This window comes from Faecalibacillus sp. H12, from assembly GCF_013361255.1.
In the GTDB taxonomy this organism is placed as follows: Bacteria; Bacillota_I; Bacilli_A; order Erysipelotrichales; family Coprobacillaceae; genus Faecalibacillus; species Faecalibacillus intestinalis.
On record NZ_JABWDK010000006.1, the window covers coordinates 18,750 to 44,453 of the forward strand.

General features: G+C 29.6%; 23 protein-coding genes. 3 read left to right on the plus strand and 20 right to left on the minus strand.

The features are described from left to right. Positions 1-84 precede the first annotated feature (84 nt). The 9 genes from HUU89_RS06415 to HUU89_RS06455 form a co-directional block, all read right to left on the minus strand. Entirely contained in the window at positions 85-1,392 is a 1,308-nt protein-coding gene (locus HUU89_RS06415) for a sensor histidine kinase (RefSeq protein WP_175301303.1), read from the minus strand. Then, on the minus strand, positions 1,392-2,045 hold the full coding sequence (locus HUU89_RS06420) for a response regulator transcription factor (RefSeq protein ID WP_022001805.1): 654 nt from the start codon (positions 2,043-2,045) through the stop codon (positions 1,392-1,394). Before HUU89_RS06420 ends, HUU89_RS06415 begins: the two co-directional genes overlap by 1 nt. Positions 2,046-2,139: 94 nt before the next feature. Continuing rightward, on the minus strand, positions 2,140-3,492 hold the full coding sequence (gene glmM / locus HUU89_RS06425; RefSeq protein ID WP_032090663.1) for a phosphoglucosamine mutase: 1,353 nt from the start codon (positions 3,490-3,492) through the stop codon (positions 2,140-2,142). Between the two features lie 12 nt (positions 3,493-3,504). Beyond that, positions 3,505-4,905 carry a YbbR-like domain-containing protein gene (locus tag HUU89_RS06430; RefSeq protein WP_175301304.1) on the minus strand — a complete coding sequence of 467 codons (1,401 nt, stop codon included), beginning with the start codon at positions 4,903-4,905 and terminating at the stop codon, positions 3,505-3,507. After that, positions 4,898-5,710, minus strand: a complete 813-nt coding sequence (gene cdaA / locus HUU89_RS06435; RefSeq protein WP_032090665.1) for a diadenylate cyclase CdaA — start codon at positions 5,708-5,710, stop codon at positions 4,898-4,900. The genes HUU89_RS06430 and cdaA overlap by 8 nt, the downstream gene beginning before the upstream one ends. 79 nt (positions 5,711-5,789) lie before the next feature. Then, entirely contained in the window at positions 5,790-7,193 is a 1,404-nt protein-coding gene (locus HUU89_RS06440; protein ID WP_217498444.1) for an MFS transporter, read from the minus strand. Further along, on the minus strand, positions 7,186-7,842 hold the full coding sequence (locus HUU89_RS06445; protein ID WP_032090667.1) for a YczE/YyaS/YitT family protein: 657 nt from the start codon (positions 7,840-7,842) through the stop codon (positions 7,186-7,188). The genes HUU89_RS06440 and HUU89_RS06445 overlap by 8 nt, the downstream gene beginning before the upstream one ends. A 2-nt stretch (positions 7,843-7,844) precedes the next feature. Beyond that, a complete protein-coding gene (locus HUU89_RS06450) occupies positions 7,845-8,501 on the minus strand; it encodes a cyclase family protein (RefSeq protein WP_081918962.1) in 657 nt (218 codons plus the stop codon). Further along, complete coding sequence (locus tag HUU89_RS06455; protein WP_175301305.1) at positions 8,494-9,675, minus strand: iron-containing alcohol dehydrogenase; 1,182 nt, start codon at positions 9,673-9,675, stop codon at positions 8,494-8,496. The genes HUU89_RS06450 and HUU89_RS06455 overlap by 8 nt, the downstream gene beginning before the upstream one ends. A 106-nt stretch (positions 9,676-9,781) precedes the next feature. Between HUU89_RS06455 and HUU89_RS06460 the strand changes: the two genes are divergently transcribed. Next, complete coding sequence (locus tag HUU89_RS06460; RefSeq protein ID WP_175301306.1) at positions 9,782-10,615, plus strand: MerR family transcriptional regulator; 834 nt, start codon at positions 9,782-9,784, stop codon at positions 10,613-10,615. Positions 10,616-10,623: 8 nt separating this feature from the next. Here HUU89_RS06460 and typA read toward each other — a convergent pair whose 3' ends face one another. The 7 genes from typA to HUU89_RS06495 all read right to left on the minus strand — a co-directional run bounded on the left by typA (position 10,624) and on the right by HUU89_RS06495 (position 17,029). Continuing rightward, positions 10,624-12,441, minus strand: a complete 1,818-nt coding sequence (gene typA, locus HUU89_RS06465) for a translational GTPase TypA (protein ID WP_119363816.1) — start codon at positions 12,439-12,441, stop codon at positions 10,624-10,626. 105 nt (positions 12,442-12,546) lie between these two features. Continuing rightward, entirely contained in the window at positions 12,547-13,341 is a 795-nt protein-coding gene (locus HUU89_RS06470) for a Cof-type HAD-IIB family hydrolase (protein ID WP_032090671.1), read from the minus strand. 91 nt (positions 13,342-13,432) lie between these two features. Further along, complete coding sequence (locus HUU89_RS06475) at positions 13,433-13,741, minus strand: hypothetical protein (protein WP_143712312.1); 309 nt, start codon at positions 13,739-13,741, stop codon at positions 13,433-13,435. Positions 13,742-13,829: 88 nt separating this feature from the next. Then, positions 13,830-14,720, minus strand: a complete 891-nt coding sequence (locus HUU89_RS06480; protein WP_175301307.1) for an Rpn family recombination-promoting nuclease/putative transposase — start codon at positions 14,718-14,720, stop codon at positions 13,830-13,832. A gap of 62 nt (positions 14,721-14,782) precedes the next feature. After that, positions 14,783-15,946 (minus strand): MalY/PatB family protein, encoded by a 1,164-nt coding sequence (locus HUU89_RS06485; protein WP_175301308.1) that lies wholly within the window; start codon positions 15,944-15,946, stop codon positions 14,783-14,785. 2 nt (positions 15,947-15,948) lie between these two features. Further along, a complete protein-coding gene (locus HUU89_RS06490; protein WP_175301309.1) occupies positions 15,949-16,794 on the minus strand; it encodes a DUF3737 family protein in 846 nt (281 codons plus the stop codon). A 1-nt stretch (position 16,795) separates the two neighbouring features. Further along, the gene (locus tag HUU89_RS06495; RefSeq protein WP_199588461.1) at positions 16,796-17,029 is read right to left on the minus strand and encodes a hypothetical protein; all 234 of its coding nucleotides are present in this window, start codon (positions 17,027-17,029) and stop codon (positions 16,796-16,798) included. A gap of 129 nt (positions 17,030-17,158) precedes the next feature. Between HUU89_RS06495 and HUU89_RS06500 the strand changes: the two genes are divergently transcribed. Continuing rightward, on the plus strand, positions 17,159-18,079 hold the full coding sequence (locus tag HUU89_RS06500) for a LysR family transcriptional regulator (RefSeq protein ID WP_175301310.1): 921 nt from the start codon (positions 17,159-17,161) through the stop codon (positions 18,077-18,079). Between the two features lie 30 nt (positions 18,080-18,109). After that, a complete protein-coding gene (locus HUU89_RS06505; protein ID WP_175301311.1) occupies positions 18,110-19,030 on the plus strand; it encodes a prepilin-type N-terminal cleavage/methylation domain-containing protein in 921 nt (306 codons plus the stop codon). 443 nt (positions 19,031-19,473) lie between these two features. Here HUU89_RS06505 and HUU89_RS06510 read toward each other — a convergent pair whose 3' ends face one another. From HUU89_RS06510 to HUU89_RS06525, 4 genes are all read right to left on the minus strand, one after another. Beyond that, positions 19,474-20,913, minus strand: a complete 1,440-nt coding sequence (locus tag HUU89_RS06510; protein WP_032090681.1) for a glycoside hydrolase family 1 protein — start codon at positions 20,911-20,913, stop codon at positions 19,474-19,476. Positions 20,914-21,031: 118 nt separating this feature from the next. Further along, positions 21,032-23,398 (minus strand): diguanylate cyclase, encoded by a 2,367-nt coding sequence (locus tag HUU89_RS06515; RefSeq protein WP_175301312.1) that lies wholly within the window; start codon positions 23,396-23,398, stop codon positions 21,032-21,034. Positions 23,399-23,427: 29 nt separating this feature from the next. Then, positions 23,428-24,558 carry a GGDEF domain-containing protein gene (locus HUU89_RS06520; protein ID WP_175301313.1) on the minus strand — a complete coding sequence of 377 codons (1,131 nt, stop codon included), beginning with the start codon at positions 24,556-24,558 and terminating at the stop codon, positions 23,428-23,430. Between the two features lie 76 nt (positions 24,559-24,634). After that, the gene (locus HUU89_RS06525) at positions 24,635-25,702 is read right to left on the minus strand and encodes a 6-phosphofructokinase (RefSeq protein ID WP_175301314.1); all 1,068 of its coding nucleotides are present in this window, start codon (positions 25,700-25,702) and stop codon (positions 24,635-24,637) included. Positions 25,703-25,704: the final 2 nt, after the last annotated feature.

Below are 25,704 nucleotides of genomic sequence, written 5' to 3' on the forward strand. Positions count from 1 at the left end.
ATTTTTGAGAATTGATAACTCTAAAATAGTGCCACTCTTTATCAAAAAAAGCAACACTTTTTAAAAAAAAGATTAATCATTCGACTAATCTTTATTTTGAATAATAAAACTTACACCATCAACTCTATTAACAGCTTCAACTTTATATCCATACATTGTTACTGTTTTATAAACAATAGATAATCCTAAACCAAATTGTCCTTTATGTCCTATTTCATAAGGTTGAAATAAAGATTCAGGATTTGAATTATCTATAGGTTCACCATCATTAAATATTTCTAAATATTGATCTTTTAAAATAATTTTAATTTCATGGTGTACATAACGAGCAGCATTTTCTATAATATTTTCAATACAAATACGCCAATAATCATCTTTTCCTTTAAAAGATGAATCTTGTAAATCTGTAATAATTTCTATTTGTGGATGCATAGCTGTTAATTGGAAAACAATATGTTCAATCAATTCTTTCATTGAACATGTTTCATCTCCAATTTGTCCACTTATGTAATCTAATCGATTTAAATATAGTAAACTTTTTACTTTCTTTTCTAACCGATCTGTATTTTCTAAAATAACATCCACTGATGAATCTTTATCTCCATAAGGATAAATATCATCCTTAATACTTTGAGCATATGTTTGAATTAAAGCAATAGGTGTTTTTAAATCATGAGAAATGTTATGAATCATTTCTTCTTTAATTTCATTTTGTCGATCTATCTCTTCTTTCATTTCTATTAATGAAGAAGATAAAACACCTATCTCATCTTCTCTTTGAATATGCAATTCACTTTCTTTATCATTTTTTATATCATCTATATAATTTTTAATAAGTTTCAATGGTTTTATTAAAGATGAAACCCAAACAAACAAAGCAAGTCCAATAATTAAAAAAGCAATATAAAAGATATCAATAACTTGATCCTTTAGATTATTAATCAATGTTTTAGAATAATCACTATAAACAAGTGAAATAATATAATTAGAATCATCCGCTTTTACAATTTGATAATATACTGTTTGGTCTTGCATTTTAACCTTTTCTTGTAATTTCTTTTTATTTTTCTTAACCATCTTATAAAGATCATTTTGAAAAACATAATCTAATATTTGATATTTCTTAGCAGAAATATTTTGCGCTGTTGTAAGCGTATCTTCATTAATGTTATAAGTAAAATGATAAATTTGTTTATCTGAACCTGCATAATCAGGAGAAAAATCATATGAGTAAAAATCATTTTGTGAGCGTGTCAAAACATCATACATTTCATTATCAATAACATGTGTTAAGTTGTTATCAATAATAGGCAATAGAATTGCTAAAACACCTATCGCAATAATTGAAAAAATAATAACAAGTTGTTTTTGTAAAGAATATTTCGTAAGCATTAATCTAAACGATATCCAAATCCATAAATCGTACGAATATTAATTTCTGGCATTTTTTTACGCAATCTTCGAAGTGTATCATCAACGACACGATCACTACCAAAATAATTTTCGTCCCATACTTTTGATAAAACTTGTTCTCTTGAAATAGCTAATCCTTTGTTATTTAAAAAGTAAACAAGTAGATCATATTCTTTTGTTGTTAAAATGATTTCATTATTGTTATAGAAGACTCTTCTTTTTTCTAAATCAATATCATAACCATCTATTTGTATCTTAGATGGATTATCATAAGCACGTTTTAATAAATTATTAATTCTTAAAATAACTTCTTTAATATTAAATGGTTTTGTAATATAGTCATCTGAGCCTTTTTCTAAACCAATAATGCGATCAAATTCTTGATCTCTAGCTGACATAAATATAATTGGCATTTTAGGCTTACTTGCCTTTATTTCATTAAACAATTCAAAACCACTTGCCTTATCTAACATAATATCTATAAGCCATAGATGTACATCATCATCTTTATGAAGTAAAGCTTCATCATACGTATAAAATGAGCAAACACTATAGCCTTCTTTTTCTAAATAAGTTCTTACCAAATCATTTAGATTTTTTTCATCATCTATAATATTAATTTTAAATAACATCTTCTTCACCTCATTTGTATCCTATTTTATTATGACCTATTATAGTTAAAATATTGCCATAATATATGGCAATATTTTGTGATAATATGTGATTTTATCTTTCAATAACAAATCCGCGTTCTTTCATTTTAGAAATGATATAATCTACAGATTGTAAACATTTTTCATTTGTATCCGCTTCAACCATAACACGTACAACCGGTTCAGTTCCTGATTCACGAACAAGAACACGTCCTTCATCACCTAACTTATCTTCAACTTCTTTAATGACTTTTTGTACTTCAACATCATTTTGAGCTTCTTTTTTATCTCTTACATATACATTTTTCATTAATTGAGGATAAATTGTTACAGGTTCAACTAATTGAGCTAATGTTTTTTTGCTTTCAATAACTGCTTCCATAATTTTTAAAGATGTTAAAATACCATCTCCTGTTGTGGCATGTTTAGAGAAAATGATATGTCCTGATTGTTCTCCACCAATACAATGACCATTTTTCACCATGTTTTCATTAACATATTTATCTCCAACAGCTGTTTTTTCATATTTAATACCTTCTTTATCTAACGCTTTATATAAACCTAAGTTAGACATAACTGTTGTAACAATTGTATCATTAGATAATTCACCATGTTCTTTTAAATATTTACCACAAACATAAAGAATTAAATCACCATCAATAACTCTTCCAAACTCATCAACAGCTAAACAACGATCAGCATCACCATCATAAGCAAAACCAATATCTAATCCTTTAGATTTTACTAGTTCTTGTAATGATTCAATATGTGTAGAACCACAATTTGTATTAATATTTAAACCATCTGGTTCACTATGAATCACATAAGTTTTTGCTCCTAAAGCATCGAAAACACTTTTAGCAAGATTAGAACTAGCACCATTAGCACAATCTAAACCAACACGAATATTTTTAAAAGCACGTGTAGGAATAGACATTAAATATCCTAAATATCTATTTCTACCTACTGAATAATCTGTTGCACATCCAATTTCATCTTTTGTAGCAAATGGAATTTCATCTACTTCACCATCAATGTATTGTTCAATTAAATTTTCAACCTTCGCATCCATTTTATGACCATTACAATCTAAAACTTTAATTCCATTATCATAATATGGATTATGTGAAGCAGAAATCATAATTCCACAATCAAAACCATCTGTTCTTGTAATATAAGCAACACTTGGTGTTGTTGTTACATGCATTAAAGAAACATCTGCACCACTTGCTGTAAGTCCAGCAACAAGTGCATATTCTAACATATAAGAACTTCTTCTTGTATCTTTCCCAATAACAACTTGAGCATGATCTTTATTTCTTCCAAAATACCACCCAATGTATCTTCCTACTTTATAAGCATGTTCAACTGTTAAATCTTTATTAGCTTCCCCACGAAAGCCATCTGTTCCGAAATATTTTCCCATTTTAAATCTCTCCTATTTCTTTATATTTACGCGAATCTGTTCATCGCTATCTAAACGATATGTTAAAGTTTCGTCACTTAATTCTACTTCTAATTTCACATTATGTCGACCCTTTTTTAACCCAACGACATCTACATAGACCTTAATGTCATCATTTGTAAGAGCATTAATACGATCACTTGTACCAATAACTGTTAAATTGCATGTATCACTTGACATAGAAACATTGCTTTCTTTGCCATTTTTTATTTGAATTGGTATATCCGTAAATTGTCTTTGTTCAGAAGGAACAAGCGTAATTGTTCCATCCACTTTAGTAAATGACATCTTATTAACTCCTGAAACACTTAACAATTTTAAGTCTTTAAATGTACGACCTTCTTCCAAATCACTTACATCCACTTTAACTTTAATATTATTAATATCCTTTAATTTACTTTCATCACCATAAATCTTTACTTTATCTTTTGAAAAAGTCATTTGATCTATTGCATATCCATTAGCCACATTTCCTGTATATTCAGGTACAAGTGGAACTGTCTTACTATAATTAGACAATGAACAATCCACTTTAACAATTGAAGGAATAACACTTACATTTAAAGCTTTTCCACTTCGATCAAAAGCCTTTACTTTACATTCTTGAGTAAACGAATCTGTCACTCCCTTTAAATCAATAATTGCTTCAACAGAATAAACATTATCAATATTATCTTGTGAACCCCTTACTTCTACTTCACTATGTTCAATACTATCTACTGAAACAGAATGTTTATCCTTTAAGCTATCTTCATTTTTAAAACGATATCCTAAACTAAACGTTTTAGTTACCTTTTGTGAAACTGTTACCATTACTGTTTGAGGAACAATGAGAACTTCTAAATCATTAGAGAAATTTCTTGATTTCAATTCTACTGTCTGTTCACCTTCCCCTATTCCCGAAAAATCAGCATATATTTCATAATTTTTCATCAATTTAGCATTATAAATATCAATAGAAGGACCAACTAAGCCTACACTTACAGTCTCTGGCATTCCAGCAACAACAAAATCATCTTGTAAATTTTCTATTTTCACAGGGACTTGTTGAATATAATCTCCTGAATTAGGTGTTGAAAATACATTTTCAAAATTACCTCCATTAACTGTAAATAGTAAAATCGTTGCTAAAATAAATGATAATATTTTTAAAGATAATCCTGATTGTAACATTCTATCTAAAGTAGAATTAATAAAATTCATCACTTTAATAGCACCATTTACAAAAGCTCTTCCCCTTAAATCTATTTCATCATTAATAGATTGAGGAGTGATATGTTTTTCTTCTGTTTTTGGTTTTTCTTTTTCTTTTGAAATAAAATTTAAGAAAAAATCAGTTGTTGAATCACGATGTTCTTGATTATTTTTACTCATCTTCATCACCTTCTTCATCTTCTGATTTAAACCAACCTAGTTCATTAACTAAGCTTGCTCTTAATTCCTTTCTTGGAATTTTAATAAGTTCTCCTTTGATAGCAAAAGAAATCGTCCCTGTTTCTTCAGAAACTACAACTGTTAATGAATCAGTAATTTCACTTATTCCTAAAGCAGCACGATGTCTTGCCCCATAAATAGGTGAAAGATCCTTTTGAGTTGGTGGGAAAAAGGCAGCTGCACAAACAACACGGTCATCTTTAATAATAACTGCCCCATCATGTAAAGGTGTTCCTTCCCAAAAGATCGTATTAAATAATTCTGATTTAATATCGGCATTGATTTTAGTTCCTGTATTAATATAATCTATTAAAGATTGTCCTCTTTCAAAAGTAATCAAGGCCCCTGTTTGTGTTTCTGATAACTTTGTCACTGAATCAACAATTTCATCTAACAAATGTTCCTTTTGATCATTTGATAAACGTTCCATATGATAATCTCTTTTAGTTTGTCCCATTTTTTCAAGTAATGAACGAATTTCTGGTTGAAAGATTACAATTACCGCAATAATTCCCCAAGTCAAAACCGTATCTACTAAATAAGACATTGTTGAAAGTCCTAAAACACTTGTTACTAATTTAATTAACAAAATAATGAGAACCCCTTTAAATAACTGCATCGTTCTCATATTTTGTTTAAACATACTAATTCCTAAATATAAAATATACCACACTAATAATAAATCAATAATTGTACGAATAATGTTTAAAATTAATGATAGATTAACTTCTATACCTGCTATCATTTTATCCCCTACTTTCTTCAAACATATTATACTTGATGTTTTCTATTTTATAAAGAAAAGATAGATTTTTATTCAAAATCTATCTTTTCATCTTTATTATTAACAAATCTTTAAATTCTTCAATATTAATTTCTTGACCTTGTTCTTTTTTCTTTAAAGCTTCTAAAACATCTTGATATCTTTTTTTCGTAAGTGGATTTGTCATCATACAAATAATAGATAAAAGTAAACACATACACGTCACACCTATAAATAAAAGAGCAATTCCATGTTGTGTTGCTAAACTTTGGGTTGCTAATTGACCATTATAACCAATTTTATCCATACAGTTTCCTAAGATACTTACCCCAATAGCTGCTGCTATTTTTTGTGAAACAGTAGCCATTGAATAAAAAATACCATCTTTTCTAACCTTATTTATCAAACAATCAACTTCTACGCAATCACTAATCATTGCATAAATCACTTGATATAAAGCATTAAGTCCAACTACTAAAATACTTGTCATGATAACAGGACCAATAGCTGATTTTGGTTTTAAGATAAATAGAGGAAATACAATCATACATACAAACCAAATCCCCATCGAAATACACCAAGCTTTAGCTTTAGAATATTTGATGGACCATTTATTAATAGGAAACACCCAAAACAAAGCAACAATCCACATAATAATATTGACCATCGACACTTGCATATTATTTAATTGTAAATTATAAGTAAGGTAATAAACTAATACGCCTAAAAATACAGCTTGTGCTAAAATAGCAAAAATAAATGCTGCTGTTAAATGTAAAAAAGCTTTATTTCTTAATGGTCCATTTAATAAATCTTTAAAAGTTACTTTTTCTTTAATGATGACTTCTTGATTTTCATAACCTTTAGAAACTTTCCAACCAATTAAAATACTGATTGTACAAATAAAACCAAAAATAGCAAAACAAACAGACCAAGCATTCTTTATACTTCCTACAAAAGGAGCTAAAAAAGAAGTATATGCCATGATACCACTTCCTAAAGCAACCCCTACGATAGCCCAAAATGTTCTAATAGTGGCTAATCGACTTCTAGTATCATAATCATTTGTAACTTCACCACTTAAAGATGTATAAGGAATATCTATTAATGTTTGAAATGTATAAAATAAAATGGCAACAACAATAAAATAAATCTTTTGTGTGGTTTCTACAAAATTCCATGACGTAAATAAAAGCCATGTAACAATTCCAAAAGGAATGGCAAAAGCAATTAAAAATGGTCTTCTTCGTCCTTTTTGAGGATCTCTTGCATCAGAAATCATTCCTACTAGAGGATCTGTAATGGCATCCCAAACAGTCCCAATAGTCATAATAAAACCTGCAAAACTTCCTGAAAGTCCTACAACATCTGTAAAGAAATATAAACCATAAGTCGTAAACATTGTAAATGTAAACAATGTTGCAAGACCAGGTAAGCCATACAAATACATTTGTTTTTTAGTCATCTTTTTCATCTGTCATCCCAGCTATCTTATAAGTATAAGGTTTAAAATAAGGTAATAATTGATCAATAACTGGTCCATAAACAAAAACTGCAATCAGTGTTCCTATCCCCCAAGAAGCTCCCATAAAAACTCCCAAGGCAAATAAAATACAATAAGAAACTGATAAACCTATACCATAACTCTTATGTAATAAATCAGCCATTGCAAAAGCAAAAATATCACTTGATTGATATCCAAGACCAATAGGAATATAGTAGGCTAGAGTAAGGATAATGATTAAAGATCCAGCAATAATGCAACCTACTTTTAAACCAAATGACATCGCATCTACAGGTGGTAATATTGGTGCTAAAAAATCTAACCAAACATTTTCAAATGGACCTATTAAAAAGCACCAAGCTAATGTTCCTAAATGTACTAAATCTCTTCTAATAATTAAAAATACAAAGAAAACAATTCCTTCAAAAACAAGTGCTGCTGTTCCTAATTGAACATGAAAAACATTAGATAGTCCTATTTCAAAAGTAGTAAGAGGATCGCTTCCCCATTCTGGTGAAACAAGTAAAGCGACCCCTAGAGCACAAAAGAAAATAGAAGGAATAATTGCAAGTAATCTACGTGTATATCCTAGAATAATCTTTTTATCCATCATTAATCCTCCCACTCAACAGCAATTGCTCTTACTGGTGAACCATCACAACCTACAACTTTCATTGGAATAGCAATAATATAAGGATTTTCAAAATCAATTCGATCAAAATAAGCCCAGTTTTCTCCAATCATTAAGCGTTTTTCAGAAAATAAATCATGAACTGGGAATTCTGTTCCACCTGTTTGATCAGCATTAATTGTATCAATTCCAATAAATCTAACACCTTGTTCTACTAAATAATGAGCAACTTCTCCATTAACATAAGGATGATGGAAAAATTCTTCTGTTCCTCTTTTTTTATACCAATTTGTATTAAATAAAACAATTTTACCAGGTGTAATTTGTTCTTTATAAGGTTCAATATCTTCCATTGTAATTGCTTCTTCAGCTTTTTTATCAGTGACTCTTACAACAATAGCATCTCCTAAAAAGAAATCTAACTCCATTTGATCAATTGTTGCTCCTTCATTAGAAAAATGATAAGGGGCATCTACATGTGAACCTGTTTGTGTTCCCATTACTAATGTTGATAAATTATAACCTTCATTTTCTAAAGTTGTTGCTACAGTAACTGATGGCTCAGGATCTCCTGGATAAATTGGTGTATCAGCTGTAAATTCCCATGATAAATCAACAATTTTTTTAATCTTATGCATTTTCTTTTTCTCCTTCATCTTTATAAGCTTTTTTTAATAATTCTAAGTAATCTTCTTTATGAATTTCTCTTGCATTATCATTTGATAAAACATTATCTGCTGATCTTTGAGCAATTGCATCAAACTTATCTTCAGTAATCCCTTTTATTTCTTTAATTTTAGGAATATTTAATCTTCTATTTAAATCTTTTACATATTGAACTGCACTATATGCATACTCTTGATCATTCATACCATTTCTTTCAATACCTAAAGCATCACCAATATCTACAAATCTATCTAAACATGCAGGAATGTTGTATTCCATAATATATGGTAAAAATAAAGAATTAGCGACACCATGTGGTGTATCAAACCACGCACCAACTGTTTCAGCAAAGGCATGAACAGCACCAACATTAGAGCTAATAAATGACATACCTCCTATTGTACTTGCTATCATCATATTTCTTCTTGCTTCTTTATCATGACCATTTACATAAGCTTTTTCTAAATTTTGAGCAATTAATGAAATTCCTTTTAAAGCAAGCGCATCTGTAATTGGTTGATGAACTTTAACTGTGTAAGCTTCTATACAATGTGTTAAAGCATCCACTCCACAAGATGCTGTCAGTGATTGTGGTAAATCTAAAGTAATTGTTGGATCACAAATTGCAAGTGTTGGAATCATATGAATAGGATCCCCAACTGTCATTTTATACATTCTTGCTGTATCTGTAATGACTGCACACCATGTAACTTCACTTCCTGTTCCAGCAGTTGAAGGAATACAAATAAGTGGTAAAATTGTATGTTCTAATTCTACATCTCCCCATTCAACAGTCGTTTTTCCGTTTGTAACAATTGCAGCAACTGCTTTTGCTTGGTCCATTGCTGACCCTCCACCTAAAGCAATGATGGCATCTACCTTTTCTTCAATAGCAACTTTTGCCATTGCATCACAATCTTCTGCTCTTGGATTAGGTTTTACGTTTGTTTCTAATAAATATTCAATTCCTTCTTTTTCTAAACTTTCTTTTAATACTTGATAATGAGCTGATTTAGATAAAAAATCATCTGTAACAATCAACACTTTCTTAAATCCTAATGTTTTTACTTCATTCCCTGTTTCATTTAAAACACCATATCCTTCTACAATACGTGTTCCATGAAAAAAATTATTGACTTCTAACATATTTTCCTCCTGTTTCTTAACTCTACGTTTATTTTATGCTATATTGTAACTATACAATCAAGTGTTATTTGTGAATTTTTTAATTTAGGAAAGGATTGGCTAAAAAATGGATAATTTTTATGTTTCACCAACAGAATTTGCAAGTATTTCAGGAGTGAGTCGTCAAACTTTAATTTTTTATGAAAAAAAAGGTATCTTTTTACCTGCATATAAAAACGAAAAAGGCTATAGATTTTATTTAATGTCCCAATTAGACATTATAGCTACTATACAGTCTCTTCAAAAGATAGGACTTTCTTTAGAAGAAATCAAAGATTATATTGAACATCGTAATGCTCAAAGTACGTATGAATTATTTTCTAATAAGATGAATACTTTAAAAGAGATTATTACTACCTATCATAAAATGATCAATATGATGGAAACAAAATGTCAACTTATTACCAAAGCTAATCAAATATTGACAGATATGGTATATATCGAATATCGAGATGAGATTAAAATTATTAAAAGTGATTATATTCCTTTTAATAGTAAAGAAATCAATCAGTATAAAATTTTAGGAGAACATATTAAATATAGAAAAAAACAAAACCATTCCTTAGGACATGCTATTAGTGGAATGGTTGAATGGAAAAAAATGTTAAAGTCAAAAAGAAAGAAAACATTTTATCAATATTATTACACAATTTTAGATAATCAACTAGAAGATGAAAATTATGATATTATACCTTCTGGTAACTATTTAGTTATTTATCATAAAGGAACTTATGAAACATCTTATCAATCCTATCATCTTTTTTTAGATTATGCTAAAAAAAATCATCTAGTATTAGATGATATTGCTTATGATGAAAGTTTAATTGATGAACTTACTGAAGCAAATCCACAAAATTATATTACACAAATTAGTGTCAAATTTAAAAAAGAGCTCGAATGAGCTCTTTCTTATCCGTTATTTTTTCTATATTGTTGTCTTCTTTCGTTTTCAGTTAAATAGCGTTTTCTTAAACGAATATTATTTGGTGTTACTTCTACAAGTTCATCTTCATTAATATAATCTAAACAAGATTCTAGATTAAATTGACGAGGTCTTTTTAAAACAACTGTAGAATCTTTTGATGATGAACGTGTATTTGTCATTTGTTTACCTTTAGTAACATTAACAGTTAAATCATTATCTCTACTGTGTTCACCAACAATCATACCTTCATAAACATCCACACCAGGACCAACGAACATAACTCCACGATCTTCAACACTTCCAAGTGAATAAGCTGTAGTTTGTCCACTATCAATTGAAATTAAAACTCCTAAGTTTCTCTTACCAACTGTTTCACCTTCCATTGGACGGTAATCAATAAATGAGTGAGAGATAATTCCATATCCTTTTGTCATTGTTAAGAAGTTTGTCATAAATCCAAATAAACCTCTTGATGGAATTGTATAAACAACACGTGTTTGTCCATCACGAGAATCCATTGTTTCTAAGACACCTCGACGATATCCAAGTGATTCAATAACCGCTCCAATACAATCATCAGGTGCTTCAATAGTTACTTCTTCATATGGTTCACATAAAACACCATCGATTTCTTTCATGATTGCTTTAGGTTTAGAAACTTGTAATTCATAACCTTCACGTCTCATATTTTCAATTAAAATAGATAAGTGTAATTCTCCACGTCCAGAAACGATCCATTCTTCTCTATTTTGAATTCTTTCAATTTTTAATGAAACGTCTCTATTTGTTTCTTTAAATAATCTTTCTTCAATTTGTCTAGCAGTCACAAATTTACCATCTTGACCAGCAAATGGTGAAGTATTTGTTCCAAAAACCATTTGAATTGTTGGTTCATCAACATGTAATAATGGTAAAGCTTCTTCTTGACCAGTTGTACATACTGTTTCACCAACACCAATATCAGCAAGACCAGCAATAGCAACGATATCTCCTGCACTTGCTTCTTCAATTTCAATACGGTGTAATCCAATAAATCCATATAATTTTTGAATTCTAAATTGACTATGGCTTCCATCAGCTCTTACACAAGTGACTGATTCATTAACATGAATCTTACCTCTTTGAATACGTCCGATTCCAATACGTCCTACATAATCATTATAGTCTAATAAAGCTGGTTGGAATTGTAAAGGTCCATCAACATCTACTAATGGTTCAGGAATTTCTTTGATAATCATATCAAATAAACAATCCATATTTGGTACTTGTGTTGAAATATCAGGATCTAAACTTGATGTTCCTTGTAAAGCTGAAGTATAGATTGTTGGGAATTCTAATTGGTCATCATCTGCGCCTAATTCCATAAATAATTCTAAGACTTCATCCATAACTTCATCAATACGTGTTACAGGTCTATCTACTTTATTAATAACTACGATAGGTTTTACTTTAGCAGCTAAAGCTTTCTTTAAAACGAAACGTGTTTGTGGCATTGTTCCTTCATAAGCATCTACTACTAATAAAACACCATCTACCATGTTCATGATACGTTCTACTTCTCCACCAAAGTCAGCATGGCCTGGTGTATCCATGATATTGATTCGATAATCTTTATAATTAATTGCTGTATTTTTAGCAAGAATTGTAATTCCTCTTTCTCTTTCAAGGGCATTGCTATCCATCGCACGTTCACTAATTTGTTCACGGTCTTCTAATGTTCCAGATAGCTTTAATAATTGGTCTACTAATGTTGTTTTTCCATGGTCTACATGGGCAATAATCGCTATATTTCTAATATTCATACGCTACTCTCCCTTCGATAACTTCCTCATTATATCATAATAATTTGAATTGTCATTATTTATTTTTTATGTCAAGAATTATTTTTCAATGTAAGAGTTTACACTCTATAATTCATTCAATACTTCTTGTTTGATCACCTCTAAAACACCTTGATGATCATTACTTTTAGCAATGCCATAAGCAATATCTTTAATACGTGGAACAGCATTGGCCATAGCATAACTATATTTTACCGCTTTAAGTAAAGTATAATCATTCATTTGATCACCAAACGCCATACATTCTTCCGGTTTGATATTTAATTTTTTTTGTAATAACTTGATAGCTACCCCTTTATTAATATCTTCATTTTGAATATCGATCCATTCATTACCTGAAGTTGTTGCCTTAACACCTTTATCTAATCCTCTAGCAATATCATCAGCATAACGGATAATTTGATGACTAGGATCATAGATTGCTATTTTCATAATTTCGTCATCAATTTCATCATAACTTTCTACAAATTGATAATTACAATAATATGTACGAACAACTGATTCTAAATGTTTAAATTCACTTAAACAATACGCACTTTTTACACCACATAAAATCATATTCAATTCAGGATGTTTTTCTACTAATTGAATAACCGCTTGTACTTGTTCCTTTTTTAAAGTATTAGTTGAAATAAGTTTTGCTCCTTTAGCTATATAACTCCCATTTTCACCAATAAAATACATTTCATTAGAAATTGGTAAAAATTTTTGATATAAACGGAAATATTGATTTCCTGAAGCAATTACAAACTTAATTCCTTTTTTTCTAAGTTCAGCAAAAATATCAAAAAATTCCATTGAAAATCTTTTAGAAGAATCTAAAAAAGTTCCATCCATATCTGTTGCTATTAATTTAATCATTCACTTCTCCCCTTTTTCTTCAAAAATATATTAAAGAAATATAATTTATTTTTCAATATTAAAGCAAAAGAAAAGTACGATTTTTCGTACCTTACTTTCCTATTATTCTCTTTATTACTTCTAAATCTTCATTATTTAATAACATATCAAAGATTTCATCATATTGTTTTTCAGTGAGATTTTCTAACCAACTTATATCTTCATTTGGATATTTCATTTTATAGAACTTTATGACATGCGATTTCGATTTTTCTTTTTTTCCTTCAGCTCTTCCTTCAGCCTTTCCTTTAGCTTCTCCATCGACATAATGAGCTATCTTATCAAATTCAGCCTTTTCATAAGCCCAGGCTTCTTCTCTTTCATTTAAATCATGCCAAAATTTATCATCTCTATCCATCATTTAACCTCCTCGTTTAAAAATCATAACAAAATCCACTTTCTTTTTCATTGGACGAATTGTCCAAAAGAAAAGCACGATTTCTCGTACTTTACTTTCCTATTATTCTCTTTATTACTTCTAAATCTTCATTATTTAATAACATATCAAAGATTTCATCATATTGTTTTTCTGTGAGATTTTCTAACCAACTTATATCTTCATTTGGATATTTCATTTTATAGAATTTTATGACATGCGATTTTGACTTTTCTACTTTGCCTTTAGCTTCTCCATCGACATAATGAGCTATCTTATCAAATTCAGCCTTTTCATAAGCCCATGCTTCTTCTCTTAAATTCATATCTTCCATAAACTTATCATATTTTTCTTTCATGATTTGTCCCACCCTTGTCATCTTTATTCTATCACATTCATTACCTTTTTCAATGACATAACAAAGCTCTTCTAATTCATTTAAATGATCTTTTCCCTTTTCTTTAACTATTTTTTCAATTTCTTTTAAAAACACATAATAAATATGTATTAAACTTCCTTTATCATCATGATATTTATTATCCATAATACTAAATTTTCTTATTAATTCATGATATTCCTTATCTTCTTCATGATAAAGAATTATTTGATATACCGGTTGTAACTTTCGATATTCATCTCCACTTTTTACTTGTGAAGCAATATTTTTAAAAGCATAATATTGAAATCTTCGATGCAAACTTTCAAATAATCCCGTTGATTGCACTTCAATATTGATATACTCTCCTTCTTGGGTTTTTACTCTAACATCTAAAATAGATCTTTTTTCCCGATAGTGATGTGTCATTAACTCTGAATTAATAACATAAAGTTCTTTACAGCGAATAGGTGTTATTTCTTCAATAATCTTTTTTAGAATATACTGGCATCCTTCATCTTCATTATCATAAACAAAATACTTAAATAATAGGTCATTATAAAATGGTATGGTTATCTTCTCTTTCATCTTTTGGTCCTCCTATTATTTATATTGTATTTTTTCATACGTTTTTCTTTAAAAAAAAGGATTTATTTGTTTTGATACAAATAAATTCCTTCTTTAAAACGATTTAAACCGTCTTTTAATCTTTCAAATGGGCAAGCTACATTCATACGAATAAAAGCTTTTCCATTTTCACCATATTCTAGACCATCACTTACATAAAGACCTGTTTTCTTTCTTATAAAAGAAGTGAGTTCAACACTATCTAAACATACCTTATGACAATCGATCCATAAAAGATAAGTTGCTTCTGTAGGCACTACATAAACATCTTTGATTTCTTTTTGAATAAATGAAATCGCATAATCTTTATTATTTTGAATATATTGATTTAATTCATTAAGCCAATTTTCACTTTGATTAAAAGCTGCCTTTGTGGCACAAATCGCAAAACTATTTGGTTCTGCCACTTCATCCGTATTAATTCCTCGATTGACTTTATGTCTTAATACTTCATTTGGTACAACAATACAGGCTGTTTGCATCCCTGCCATATTAAAGGCTTTGGTTGGTGCAATACACATAATTGTATTTTCTAAATTTGTTTTTGAAACGGAAGCAAAAGGGATATATTCTTTTTGAGGATTGGTAATATCACAATGAATTTCATCACTTAAAACAATAACATGATGTTTTGCACATAAATCACCAATTCTTTGTAAAGTTTCTTTATCCCAAATTTTACCTATTGGATTATGGGGATTACAGAAAATCATTAATGTTGTTTGACTTAAAGAAAGTTTTCTTTCTAAATCTTCAAAATCAATATGATATTCTTTTCCATCAAAAACAAGGTCACTTGACAAAACATGTCTTCCATTATTTAAAATAGAATTATAAAAAATATTATAAACTGGTGACATAATCAAAACATTTTCACCTACTGTTGTCACCTTTCTAACTACCGAAGAAATAGCAGGAACAACTCCTGTAACAAACATCATCCAATCTTTTTCCATATGAAAATGATGTCTTCTTTCCCACCACTTTTGATAAGCTTCAAAATAATCATCAGGTACCGTATTATAACCAAAGATTTTATGATCTACCCTATTATGTAAAGCATCTATAATAGCTGGAGCTGTTTCAAAGTCCATATCAGCTACCCACATAGGAAGTTCATTTTCTTTAACATCCCATTTATATGAATTTGTATTAAAACGATTGGTCATCTTTGAAAAATCGTACATCTTTACATCTCCTTTAATTGAATCTTTGTTTGACTTGGATCAATGATTTGATCATCAATAATCATTTCACCAATACTCTGTGCACTAATTTTACCAGAAATAGGATTTGTAATACTATCAATATGACTTACAATTTGTGCATCAATATCTTTGCAAAATTCAAAAGCTAGAGTGGTATTAATTAATTTACAATTTACCATCTTTAATCCTTCGATATAACATAATCCTTGTAAACTTTCAATTGTACAATTCACAAAAGTAATATTTTTCGTATTCCATGCAAGATATTCACCAATAATTACTGAATCATAAACCGTTACATTTTCACAATTCCAAAAAGCATCTTTTGAAACAAGTTTTGAATTTCTAACAATAATATTCTTACCACCATCAAAGCAATAATTTCCTGATAAATTCAAGCCATCAATTTCAATATTTTCACTATTCATTCCAAAGTAATCACCTTTAGCAATCACATTATATAACTTAATATCACTACATTTCCATAAGGTTTCTTGAGCATTGACCATATTAACATTTTCTAAAGAAATATGTGTCCCTCTTCTAAATGTTTTAGGCGCATCAATCACGCTATCTTTAATATTAATATGATGAGTATACCAAATACCTGATCTAGCAGTTTCAAGTAAGGTACTGTTTTCTACATTGATATGATTACAATACCATAGTGGATATTTCCACTTAAAAATACTTCCACTAATATCTATATGATCACTTTCTTTTAAAGGCGATTCTCCATCTGCAAAAATACTATCTTCTACTTTTAAATCATGACTTTTAAATAAAGCTCTTTCACCTTTTAAATAAGCTTGTTTAACTAATTCCATCTTAATCCTCCTTCATTTGTTTCTTTAACGTATATATTAAATAATCTAAACAATCTATTTTCTTTTGTTCCTCATGCAATTTATCTAATAAACAACAACGATGACACTGTAATGATTTTATCAACATCTTCAAATCATCATTATTATATTTTTTAATACACTTTGTAATAAGTTCTTCATCACATCCTGCATCTTTTAAATTCATAATTAATTCTTCAATTACTTCTTTTCCCAAAGCTCTCACCACTTTCCTTTATTATTGTAATTCTTTATCTCTATATTATCAAATACCTATAACAAATACATTTCTATACTTGCAAGGCATAATAAAGATGATTAAAATAAGCATAAAGGATGTGAAATCATGGAATTTAGACTTCTACAATATTTTCCTGCGATTGCAAGAGAGGAAACAATTTTAAAAGCGGCTGAAAGCTTAAACGTGACTCAGCCCACTTTATCAAGACAAATGAAAGAGCTTGAAGACCATTTAGGAAAACAACTTTTTATTCGTGGTAATCGTAAAATCACTTTAACAGAAGAAGGTATTTTACTTCGCCAACGTGCTGAAGAAATTGTCAGTTTGGTTGAAAAAACAGAAAGTGAAATTATGCTATTCGATGAAACTTTAAGTGGTGAAGTATGTATTGGTAGTGGTGAAACGTTAGGCATCGAAATCGTTTGTAAAGCCATTCAACGTGTACAAGAAAATTATCCACGTATCCAATTCCATTTATTTAGTGGCAATGAACAAGATGTGACAGATCGTCTTGAAAAAGGTCTGATTGATTTTGGTATGATCATTGAACCCGCTAATATTTATAAATACAATCATTTATCTTTACCTTATCAAGACTTATGGGGAATCTATATAAAAAAGGATCATCCTCTTGCTTTAAAAGAAACCATTGCCCCTCAAGACTTAATGAATGTTCCACTTCTTTGTTCCTCACAAGAATTAAAATATAAACAAATAGAAAATTGGGCCAATTCTTATTTTTCTAAGTATCATATTATTGCAACCTATAATTTAATTTATAATGCCAGTATTTTAACAAAGGAATGTAATGGAGCCGTGATTTCTTTAAAAAATCTCATTGATACAAGTAGTGAAAACTCTTTATGTTTTAGACCCCTTGAACCGCAAATCACCTCATCACTTGCCTTTATTTGGAAAAAATATCGCGTTCTTTCTAAACCTGCACAATATTTTTTAAAAGTATTAGAAGAAGAAATAAAAAAAGCTCATAAATGCCCACAAATTAATAAAAATATGATAAAGTAAAATAAACCCTTCATTAAAGAAGGGGTGCCTATGAAAAGAAAAAATAAAGGATTTACTCTTGTAGAAATAATAGTAGTTCTTCTAATTATCGCCATTCTTGCAGCTATCGCTATTCCAGCTTGTCAAGGATACCTTGAAGAAAGTCGCGAATCGCGTGACCTCATCAACGTTCGTGCTGCTTGTACAGATATCATCGCGATGGGAAAAACAGGATATAAAACAGATATTGTAAGAAAAGTAGAACTTACACAAAAGAAAGATGATTGGCAAGCTTTTGATTCTGTAACTATTGCTGGTATTACGCACAAGAAATCAGATGGTGACACTGATAACTGGAAAGGAATTCCTAAAGCCGGTGGTGTTTGTGAAATCTCATACAATAAAGAAAAGAATACTGTTGTTTTTAATTGGAAAGAAAGTAAAACAGAAGAATCCACTATTGATTTTTCATCGAATTTACATAGTGCATTAAATAATAGCGGTTTATTAGAAAATGATCTTAAAAATAGAGATTTTTTTGAAATTGATTCGAAATGTGATGGTTCAACAATGGTTCCAGAATTAAACAAACAGATTGAAAATAAGAGTTTATTAAACTATGGTACATGGGCCTATTATGGAAACGCAAAAAAAGGAAAAGAATCTGAAAGATATTTATTTTGGACTTCAGTTGATACAGATAAAATCAATGCTAATACACAAATTCCTGTCATTATTAGTACAGCTGATGGAAAATTCTACATTTCATCATCAACGACTGCACGAAAGCGAAAAGATAGTACTCATAAACCATATATAGCGATTGCTCCAACCGGTAGTGGCAATTCTAGTCAATATAAATCATACATAACTGGAAAAGATCAATACAATACACTTGAAGAGGCTTATAAAGCTTATGCTAATGTTGTAAAAAATGATTATCCTAAATACAAAGATACTTTACCACAATAGTAATAAACACGCCTAAAAGACGCGGTATGTACTTCCAAAGTCCTCACTTACCGAAGCCTGACAGTTACACTGCTTTTACTGTGTAACAAAATAAGCAGTCAAAAATAGAAAAAAGAACAATGAAACAGCAAAAGCTGAAACATTGTTCTTTTTTGTTATATAATTTGTATATGAAAACCAAAATGATTCTAACGCATTACAACTATCTTCGCCAATAAATTAAGGTATTAATTCGATAAAGATGACACGGTTGTTTGTTACTAAAAAGAGTAATTCTATCTAAATATTATCTTCTTTATTTCTATTTCTAGCTATCAGGCTATTTTTAGTTTATCACTTGAGGCTTTTTGCTTAACGCTAAAACTCTAGAGTTACCACACGCAAGCACGTGGTATTAATTTTATAACAAAGTAATAAAAGAGCTCAATTGAGCCCTTTTACTATTATTTTAAATCTTCTCCATTTGTTTCGATGACTTTTTTATACCAATAGAAAGATTCTTTTCTTCTTCTAGCAAAATCTCCTGTACCATCATCATATCTTTCTACAAAGATAAATCCGTAGCGTTTTGCCATTTCTCCAGTTGAAGCAGAAACTAAATCAATACATCCCCAAGGTGTATATCCTCTTAAATCAACACCATCTAAAACAGCTTCATGCATTTGTTCAATATGACTTCTTAAATAATCAATACGATAGCTATCTCTGACTTTACCATCTTCATCAATTGTATCATAAGCCCCTAACCCATTTTCTACAACAAAGATTGGTAATTGATAACGATCATAAATTTCATTTAGTGAATATCTTAAACCAACTGGATCAATTTGCCATCCCCAGTCAGATGCTTTTAAGTATGGATTAGGAACTCCACCTAAGATATTTCCTTTTCCACCTTCTTTTGTTTTATCAGCAGTTTGACAGTTTGACATATAATAAGAACATGTATAGAAATCTACTGGACCAGTTGCAAGAATTTCTTCATCTCCTTCTTCCATTTTAATTTCAATATTATTTTCTTTAAAATATCTCTTTATGTAGTTTGGATATTTACCACGACATTGAACATCACTGCAGAACCAGTTCATTAAATGATTCTTTTGTTGATTTTCAATTTGATCATCTGGATTACATGTAAGACCATAACTTGTGGCCATGATTTGCATACATCCTACTTGATAGTTTGGATCAATTTCATGTGCCATTTTCACTGCTAAAGCACTTGCTACAAATTGATGATGTAATCCTTGGAAACGGTTTTGAGGAACATCTACTTGATCCATAAATTCCATTTCTTTAATCTCATTTAAAATACCTTGTCCTAAAAATGCTCCCATTGCTGTTGTTGCACTATTGATTTCATTAAATGTTAGCCAATATTTTACTTTTCCCTTATAGCGAGTAAAAATAGCTCTACAGAAATTTAAGTAACAATCAATCATACGACGATCTACCCATGAATTCCATTTTTTTGTTAAGTTAAATGGTACTTCATAGTGAGAAATTGTAATGAGTGGTTCAATACCATATTTTAAACATTCATCAATTAATTCTTCATAGAATTTTAAACCTGCTTCATTAGGTTTATCTTCATCACCATTTGGGAAAATACGTGTCCATGCAATAGAAAAACGATACATTTTAAATCCCATTTCCGCAAATAACGCAATATCTTCTTTGAAGCGATGATAATGATCAATCGCATCATGACTTGGATAGAATGTCCCTTCTTCTAATACTGGTGTAATTCTTTTACTTTTTGTAGCAGTTCCTCCTGTACAAATATCTGGACAAGAAATACCTTTACCACCTTCTTGCCAGCCTCCTTCTAATTGGTTTGCAGCTGTTGCTCCACCCCAATAAAATCCTTTTGGAAAACTCATTTTTCTTCCTCCTTGTTTTGATATACAAAATTTCAAAAATCATTATAGCTTATCCTTTGAAAAAACACTTACTTTTTTCAGTATTGTAAAATTACTTGACAAACACAAAAGGTGAACCTTAATCCACCTCACTTGTTTTCTTTACAACGATCGAACGCTTTGATTTCTTTCCTTCATACATCAATTTATCGGCTTTTTTAATTGCATCATTGACTTTTGAATTTCCATAAATACCCCCAACAGTAATTGATAATGATAAATCTTCATAATCATCTACTTTTGTTTGTTTTACACATTCACTAATTTGATACAACCGAGTTGTAAAAGTATCATAATGAATATCTTGGAAAACAAGTAAAAATTCATCCCCACCATAACGTATAAAGATATCATCAGCTCGAATGCATGATTGAATAGCTTTAGAAACAGCTTTGATTGCTTGATCGCCAGCATTATGACCATATTGATCATTAATTGCCTTAAAATTATCGGCATCGATCATTGCTACTGCTGATACATCATTGATGTATTGAACGTATTCTTCATAATAACGTCGACTATAAGCATTAGTCAAAACATCTGTATAGTATTCTTTATTATAAGTTACGATATCTTCTAAGAATCGTGTTTTTCCATGAGCTCCTAAAATAATATCTTCTTTTGTTTTATAAACAAGTTCTAAGACCCAAGGACGCTCATCCACTTCTACATACTGCGCAATAATGGCATAAATGTCATAATCAACAAATTCTAATTTAAAAGCTTGCCCTTTTTTGATATACGCTTGCTTAGAAATACAATTGACACAAACATCTTTTCTTTTCCAGTAATCATAACAATTGCCTTCAATAATTTCTATTTGATCATTCTCTGCTTTTGCGGATTGATGTTTTTGAAAATCTATCAAACGAACAACCATAAAAACATCTTTTAAATGTTCAATAAAATCTTTTATTTCGGTATATGTATATTTTAAAGAACTATTTTCTTGAATATTATGCATAATTTGAATATTGTTGTCTTTAACAAGTTTTCCAACAACTCCTTTATAAACACTTCCATTCCATCGCGTACTTGCTTGTAAATGATACCATTGTTTTTGTTTTCCAACTTGTGCATAAATCTTTAAATCAACCTCTGGATTTAAATGTGTTGTTTCTTTGAGTTTATCCTTAAGTAATTTAATTGTTGATTTATTAAAAAAAGAAAATTCATGATTTTTTGGGTGATAAATTATTTCATCAATTCCTAGATCTTTAGCTGCCTGTGAAGAAATATAAACAGCATCTTTAAATGCATCGTATTCAAATGTCATTTCCTGAAAAAATTTTCTGTTTTGAGACTCATTATTTTTTTCTTTAGGCATTTCACTTCTAAATTGTTTAATAACTAGCTCATCTGTCATCTTTGAAACAACTGCTTGATCTGCATAATTTTCATTTTCAAATAAAGAAGCTTTCATTTCTTCACTAATATCATAAAGACATTCTAATAACAGGGGATTAAAAACCCCACATTGACCATCAATAATCATCTTCATAGCTTGTCCATGACTATATGCTTTTTTATAGCAACGTTCACTCGTAAGAGCATCATAAACATCCGCAATTGAAACAACTTGTGCTGAAATAGGAATTTGATCACCAACTAATCCATCAGGATAACCATGTCCATCATATCTTTCATGATGCCAACGACATATTTGATAAGCATACTCCAATAAATCATTATTATTGTAGTTAGGAACTGTTTTCAACATTTCTGCGCCAATCAAAGAGTGTTGTTTTACGATTTCAAATTCATCTTTTGTAAGTCGTCCCGGTTTATTTAAAATCTTTTCATCAATTGAAATTTTTCCAATATCATGTAAAGATGAAGCTGTACTAATAAGTAAGATATCCGCATCACTTAACTTATATTCGTGCGATTTTTTACCCATTTGTAATAAAAGCATTTTTGTAATTGTTTGAATATGTTGTATATGTAAACCACTTTCGCCATTTCTAAATTCAACGATATGTCCTAAGACATTGATTAATGTCGTATTATTGTTTACTCTTTTTTGAATTTGTTGTTCTACTAAATGAACCAGTTTCTTTTGTTTTTCATAAAGCATTAAAGTGTTTTTAATTCTTCGGTTAATAATATAACTTTCAAAAGGTCTCCTGATATAATCAGTTGCTCCAAGTTCATAAGCCTTTTCCATAGAAGTCGAATCTCCTTCTGAAGAAATAATAATAACAGGAAGATATTCTAAATAACGTTGTTCCTTCATCTTTTCAAGAACTTGATAACCATCCATATTAGGCATTACAATGTCTAATAAGACTAAATCAATCGATTTATCTTCTTTTATCATTTCTAAAGCTTTTTTCCCATCTTCTGCTTCTAAAATTTGATATTGATTCCTCAATAATTCGCATAAAATTATTCGATTAATCTGGGCATCATCAACAATCAATATTTTTGCTTTTCTTTTTGGCATACACATACTCCTTCCATGACTCATTTTTATCACTTTTTCACATTTTTATTTAGATACATATAGCGATCTGCTTTTTCAATAAATTTTGGAATATAATTTAATGACTCATCATATTTAGCATAACCAATACTCACACTAAAATCTGGTAAACCTTCATAAGATTGTTGAAATAATCTTTGTAAATCATTAAATACAGGAGTTATTTCCTCATTTTTATCTCTTTCACATACCATGATAAACTCATCTCCACCATAACGTGAAATAAAACAATTATGTAAATATGCAATTTGTTTTAAAATATCAGCTGTTTTTAAAATGATTTGATCTCCAACAACATGCCCAAGTTCATCATTTATCTTTTTAAATTGATCAATGTCTAATAAAAATAAATAAAGATCTTTTTTTTGATGATTTTCCTTCATTTTCATTGTTAAATAAATATCCAATTGTTCTCGGTTATTGATTTTGGTAAGCGGGTCTAATGAAATAAGGTTTTGTTGAAAATAATTATAAACAATAAAAATTGAATATGTGAGTCCTAGATTAAAAATAAGTAAATGATCCACTGTAATTTGAATTAACGCAGTAATAAAAGGAAGAAAAGAAAAACGAACAATCACTTTATATTCCTTTTGATATAAGTAATTCTTTGCTTTTTTAGATAAATATCCTGCTTTTATTGAAAGATAAAGGATATAAGCAAATAAAATTAAAAAATAGAATGGTAACAATTTGCCACGATGATAGTTTCCTGCTTGATCAATAACAAATAATCCATGTGTCCAATAAGAAAGCAAAGAAGATCCTATAAAAAAGATGAGAGGAATAAAAGTAAGCACTAATATTTTTTTATGCTTCAAAACAGCTGAATGAAGTGTTTTTTGGACATAAACATACCAAGAACAAACAAGCATTGCTAGTGAACAAAAATAGAAGCTATTAAATATTCCACTTTGAATCTTACTAAAAGTAAGAAAATGTTTTACATTCATGATCCAAATTGCATCCATAAACAAATAAACACAAGCCCAAGCAATGGTATAATAAAAATAGTTCCAATGATCATTTTGTTCACGATTGATATACATTTGATATAAAATTCGAATCAATAACAATAAACAAAAAACATCCATTTCTAAACTCATTATTTCACTACTCATAATACACCTTCATTCATATCAATATAGCCTTATTATACACTATTTACTAATGCAAAAAAACACCGTTAAACGGTATTTATTCGCCAAATGTAATCCCCATTTTTTTAGCACTCGAAACAACTTCACACTCAGGATCAACAAATTTTAATTTACCTGCTGTTTCACTTAAAGGAACTGCTTTGATTTCATTTTTATCAAAAACAACAAGTTTTCCAAAATCTTTGTTTAAAAGAAGATTTGCCCCATATACCCCAAAGCGTGTTGCCATAAAACGATCATAACCACAAGGATTACCTCCTCTTTGAATATGTCCAGCTAACGCCACACGAATTTCATTAGGAATCAACTCTTGTAATTGTTCAGCGACTTCATAAGCAACCGAACGTCCTTGGCGACTTGCAACTTTTGCTTTGTATTTTTTCTTCGATAAAAGACTATCTTCTTCACTAATCGCTCCTTCTGCACAAGCAATGATTGTATATTCTTTTCCTGTTTTTTGATTTTCTTTAATTTTTTTCGCAACCACTTTAATATCATAAGGAATTTCTGGAAGTAAAATCGCATCCACTCCTGCTGCAATACCTGCCTGTAAGCAAATATGTCCTACTTTATGTCCCATGATTTCTACAACGAAAACTCGACTATGACTTTTAGCGGTTGTTTCAATTTCATTTAAATAGTTTGTTGCAATATCGACCGCACTTTGAAAACCAAAAGTATAATCTGTACCCCATGTATCATTATCGATTGTTTTAGGAAGCCCTATCACATTTAAACCTTCTTGTGCTAACATGTTAGCCGATTTTAAAGAACCATTTCCTCCTAAAACCACAAGACAATCAAGTTTCAATTTCTTGTATGTTTTTTTCATAGCTTCAACTTTGTCAAAACCATCTTCAATAACACGCATTTTTTTAAAAGGACAACGTGAAGAACCTAAAATCGTTCCACCAACATTTAAAATATCTTCAAAATCACTTAAAGACATCTTTTTATATTTTTCATACATCAATCCTTGATAACCTTTTAAAAAGCCAATAATTTCAATATCTTTTCTTTGTTGGTAAAGTGCTTTTACTAAACCACGCATTGTTGCATTAAGTGCTTGACAATCACCACCACTTGTAAGAATTCCAACTCTCATAA

Coding starts and splice junctions, on each gene's coding strand:
- HUU89_RS06415 (WP_175301303.1), bottom strand. CDS start 1,392: ATGCTTACGAAATATTCTTTACAAAAACAACTTGTTATTATTTTTTCA.
- HUU89_RS06420 (WP_022001805.1), bottom strand. CDS start 2,045: ATGTTATTTAAAATTAATATTATAGATGATGAAAAAAATCTAAATGAT.
- glmM (WP_032090663.1), bottom strand. CDS start 3,492: ATGGGAAAATATTTCGGAACAGATGGCTTTCGTGGGGAAGCTAATAAA.
- HUU89_RS06430 (WP_175301304.1), bottom strand. CDS start 4,905: ATGAGTAAAAATAATCAAGAACATCGTGATTCAACAACTGATTTTTTC.
- cdaA (WP_032090665.1), bottom strand. CDS start 5,710: ATGATAGCAGGTATAGAAGTTAATCTATCATTAATTTTAAACATTATT.
- HUU89_RS06440 (WP_217498444.1), bottom strand. CDS start 7,193: ATGACTAAAAAACAAATGTATTTGTATGGCTTACCTGGTCTTGCAACA.
- HUU89_RS06445 (WP_032090667.1), bottom strand. CDS start 7,842: ATGGATAAAAAGATTATTCTAGGATATACACGTAGATTACTTGCAATT.
- HUU89_RS06450 (WP_081918962.1), bottom strand. CDS start 8,501: ATGCATAAGATTAAAAAAATTGTTGATTTATCATGGGAATTTACAGCT.
- HUU89_RS06455 (WP_175301305.1), bottom strand. CDS start 9,675: ATGTTAGAAGTCAATAATTTTTTTCATGGAACACGTATTGTAGAAGGA.
- HUU89_RS06460 (WP_175301306.1), top strand. CDS start 9,782: ATGGATAATTTTTATGTTTCACCAACAGAATTTGCAAGTATTTCAGGA.
- typA (WP_119363816.1), bottom strand. CDS start 12,441: ATGAATATTAGAAATATAGCGATTATTGCCCATGTAGACCATGGAAAA.
- HUU89_RS06470 (WP_032090671.1), bottom strand. CDS start 13,341: ATGATTAAATTAATAGCAACAGATATGGATGGAACTTTTTTAGATTCT.
- HUU89_RS06475 (WP_143712312.1), bottom strand. CDS start 13,741: ATGATGGATAGAGATGATAAATTTTGGCATGATTTAAATGAAAGAGAA.
- HUU89_RS06480 (WP_175301307.1), bottom strand. CDS start 14,720: ATGAAAGAGAAGATAACCATACCATTTTATAATGACCTATTATTTAAG.
- HUU89_RS06485 (WP_175301308.1), bottom strand. CDS start 15,946: ATGTACGATTTTTCAAAGATGACCAATCGTTTTAATACAAATTCATAT.
- HUU89_RS06490 (WP_175301309.1), bottom strand. CDS start 16,794: ATGGAATTAGTTAAACAAGCTTATTTAAAAGGTGAAAGAGCTTTATTT.
- HUU89_RS06500 (WP_175301310.1), top strand. CDS start 17,159: ATGGAATTTAGACTTCTACAATATTTTCCTGCGATTGCAAGAGAGGAA.
- HUU89_RS06505 (WP_175301311.1), top strand. CDS start 18,110: ATGAAAAGAAAAAATAAAGGATTTACTCTTGTAGAAATAATAGTAGTT.
- HUU89_RS06510 (WP_032090681.1), bottom strand. CDS start 20,913: ATGAGTTTTCCAAAAGGATTTTATTGGGGTGGAGCAACAGCTGCAAAC.
- HUU89_RS06515 (WP_175301312.1), bottom strand. CDS start 23,398: ATGCCAAAAAGAAAAGCAAAAATATTGATTGTTGATGATGCCCAGATT.
- HUU89_RS06520 (WP_175301313.1), bottom strand. CDS start 24,558: ATGAGTAGTGAAATAATGAGTTTAGAAATGGATGTTTTTTGTTTATTG.
- HUU89_RS06525 (WP_175301314.1), bottom strand. CDS start 25,702: ATGAGAGTTGGAATTCTTACAAGTGGTGGTGATTGTCAAGCACTTAAT.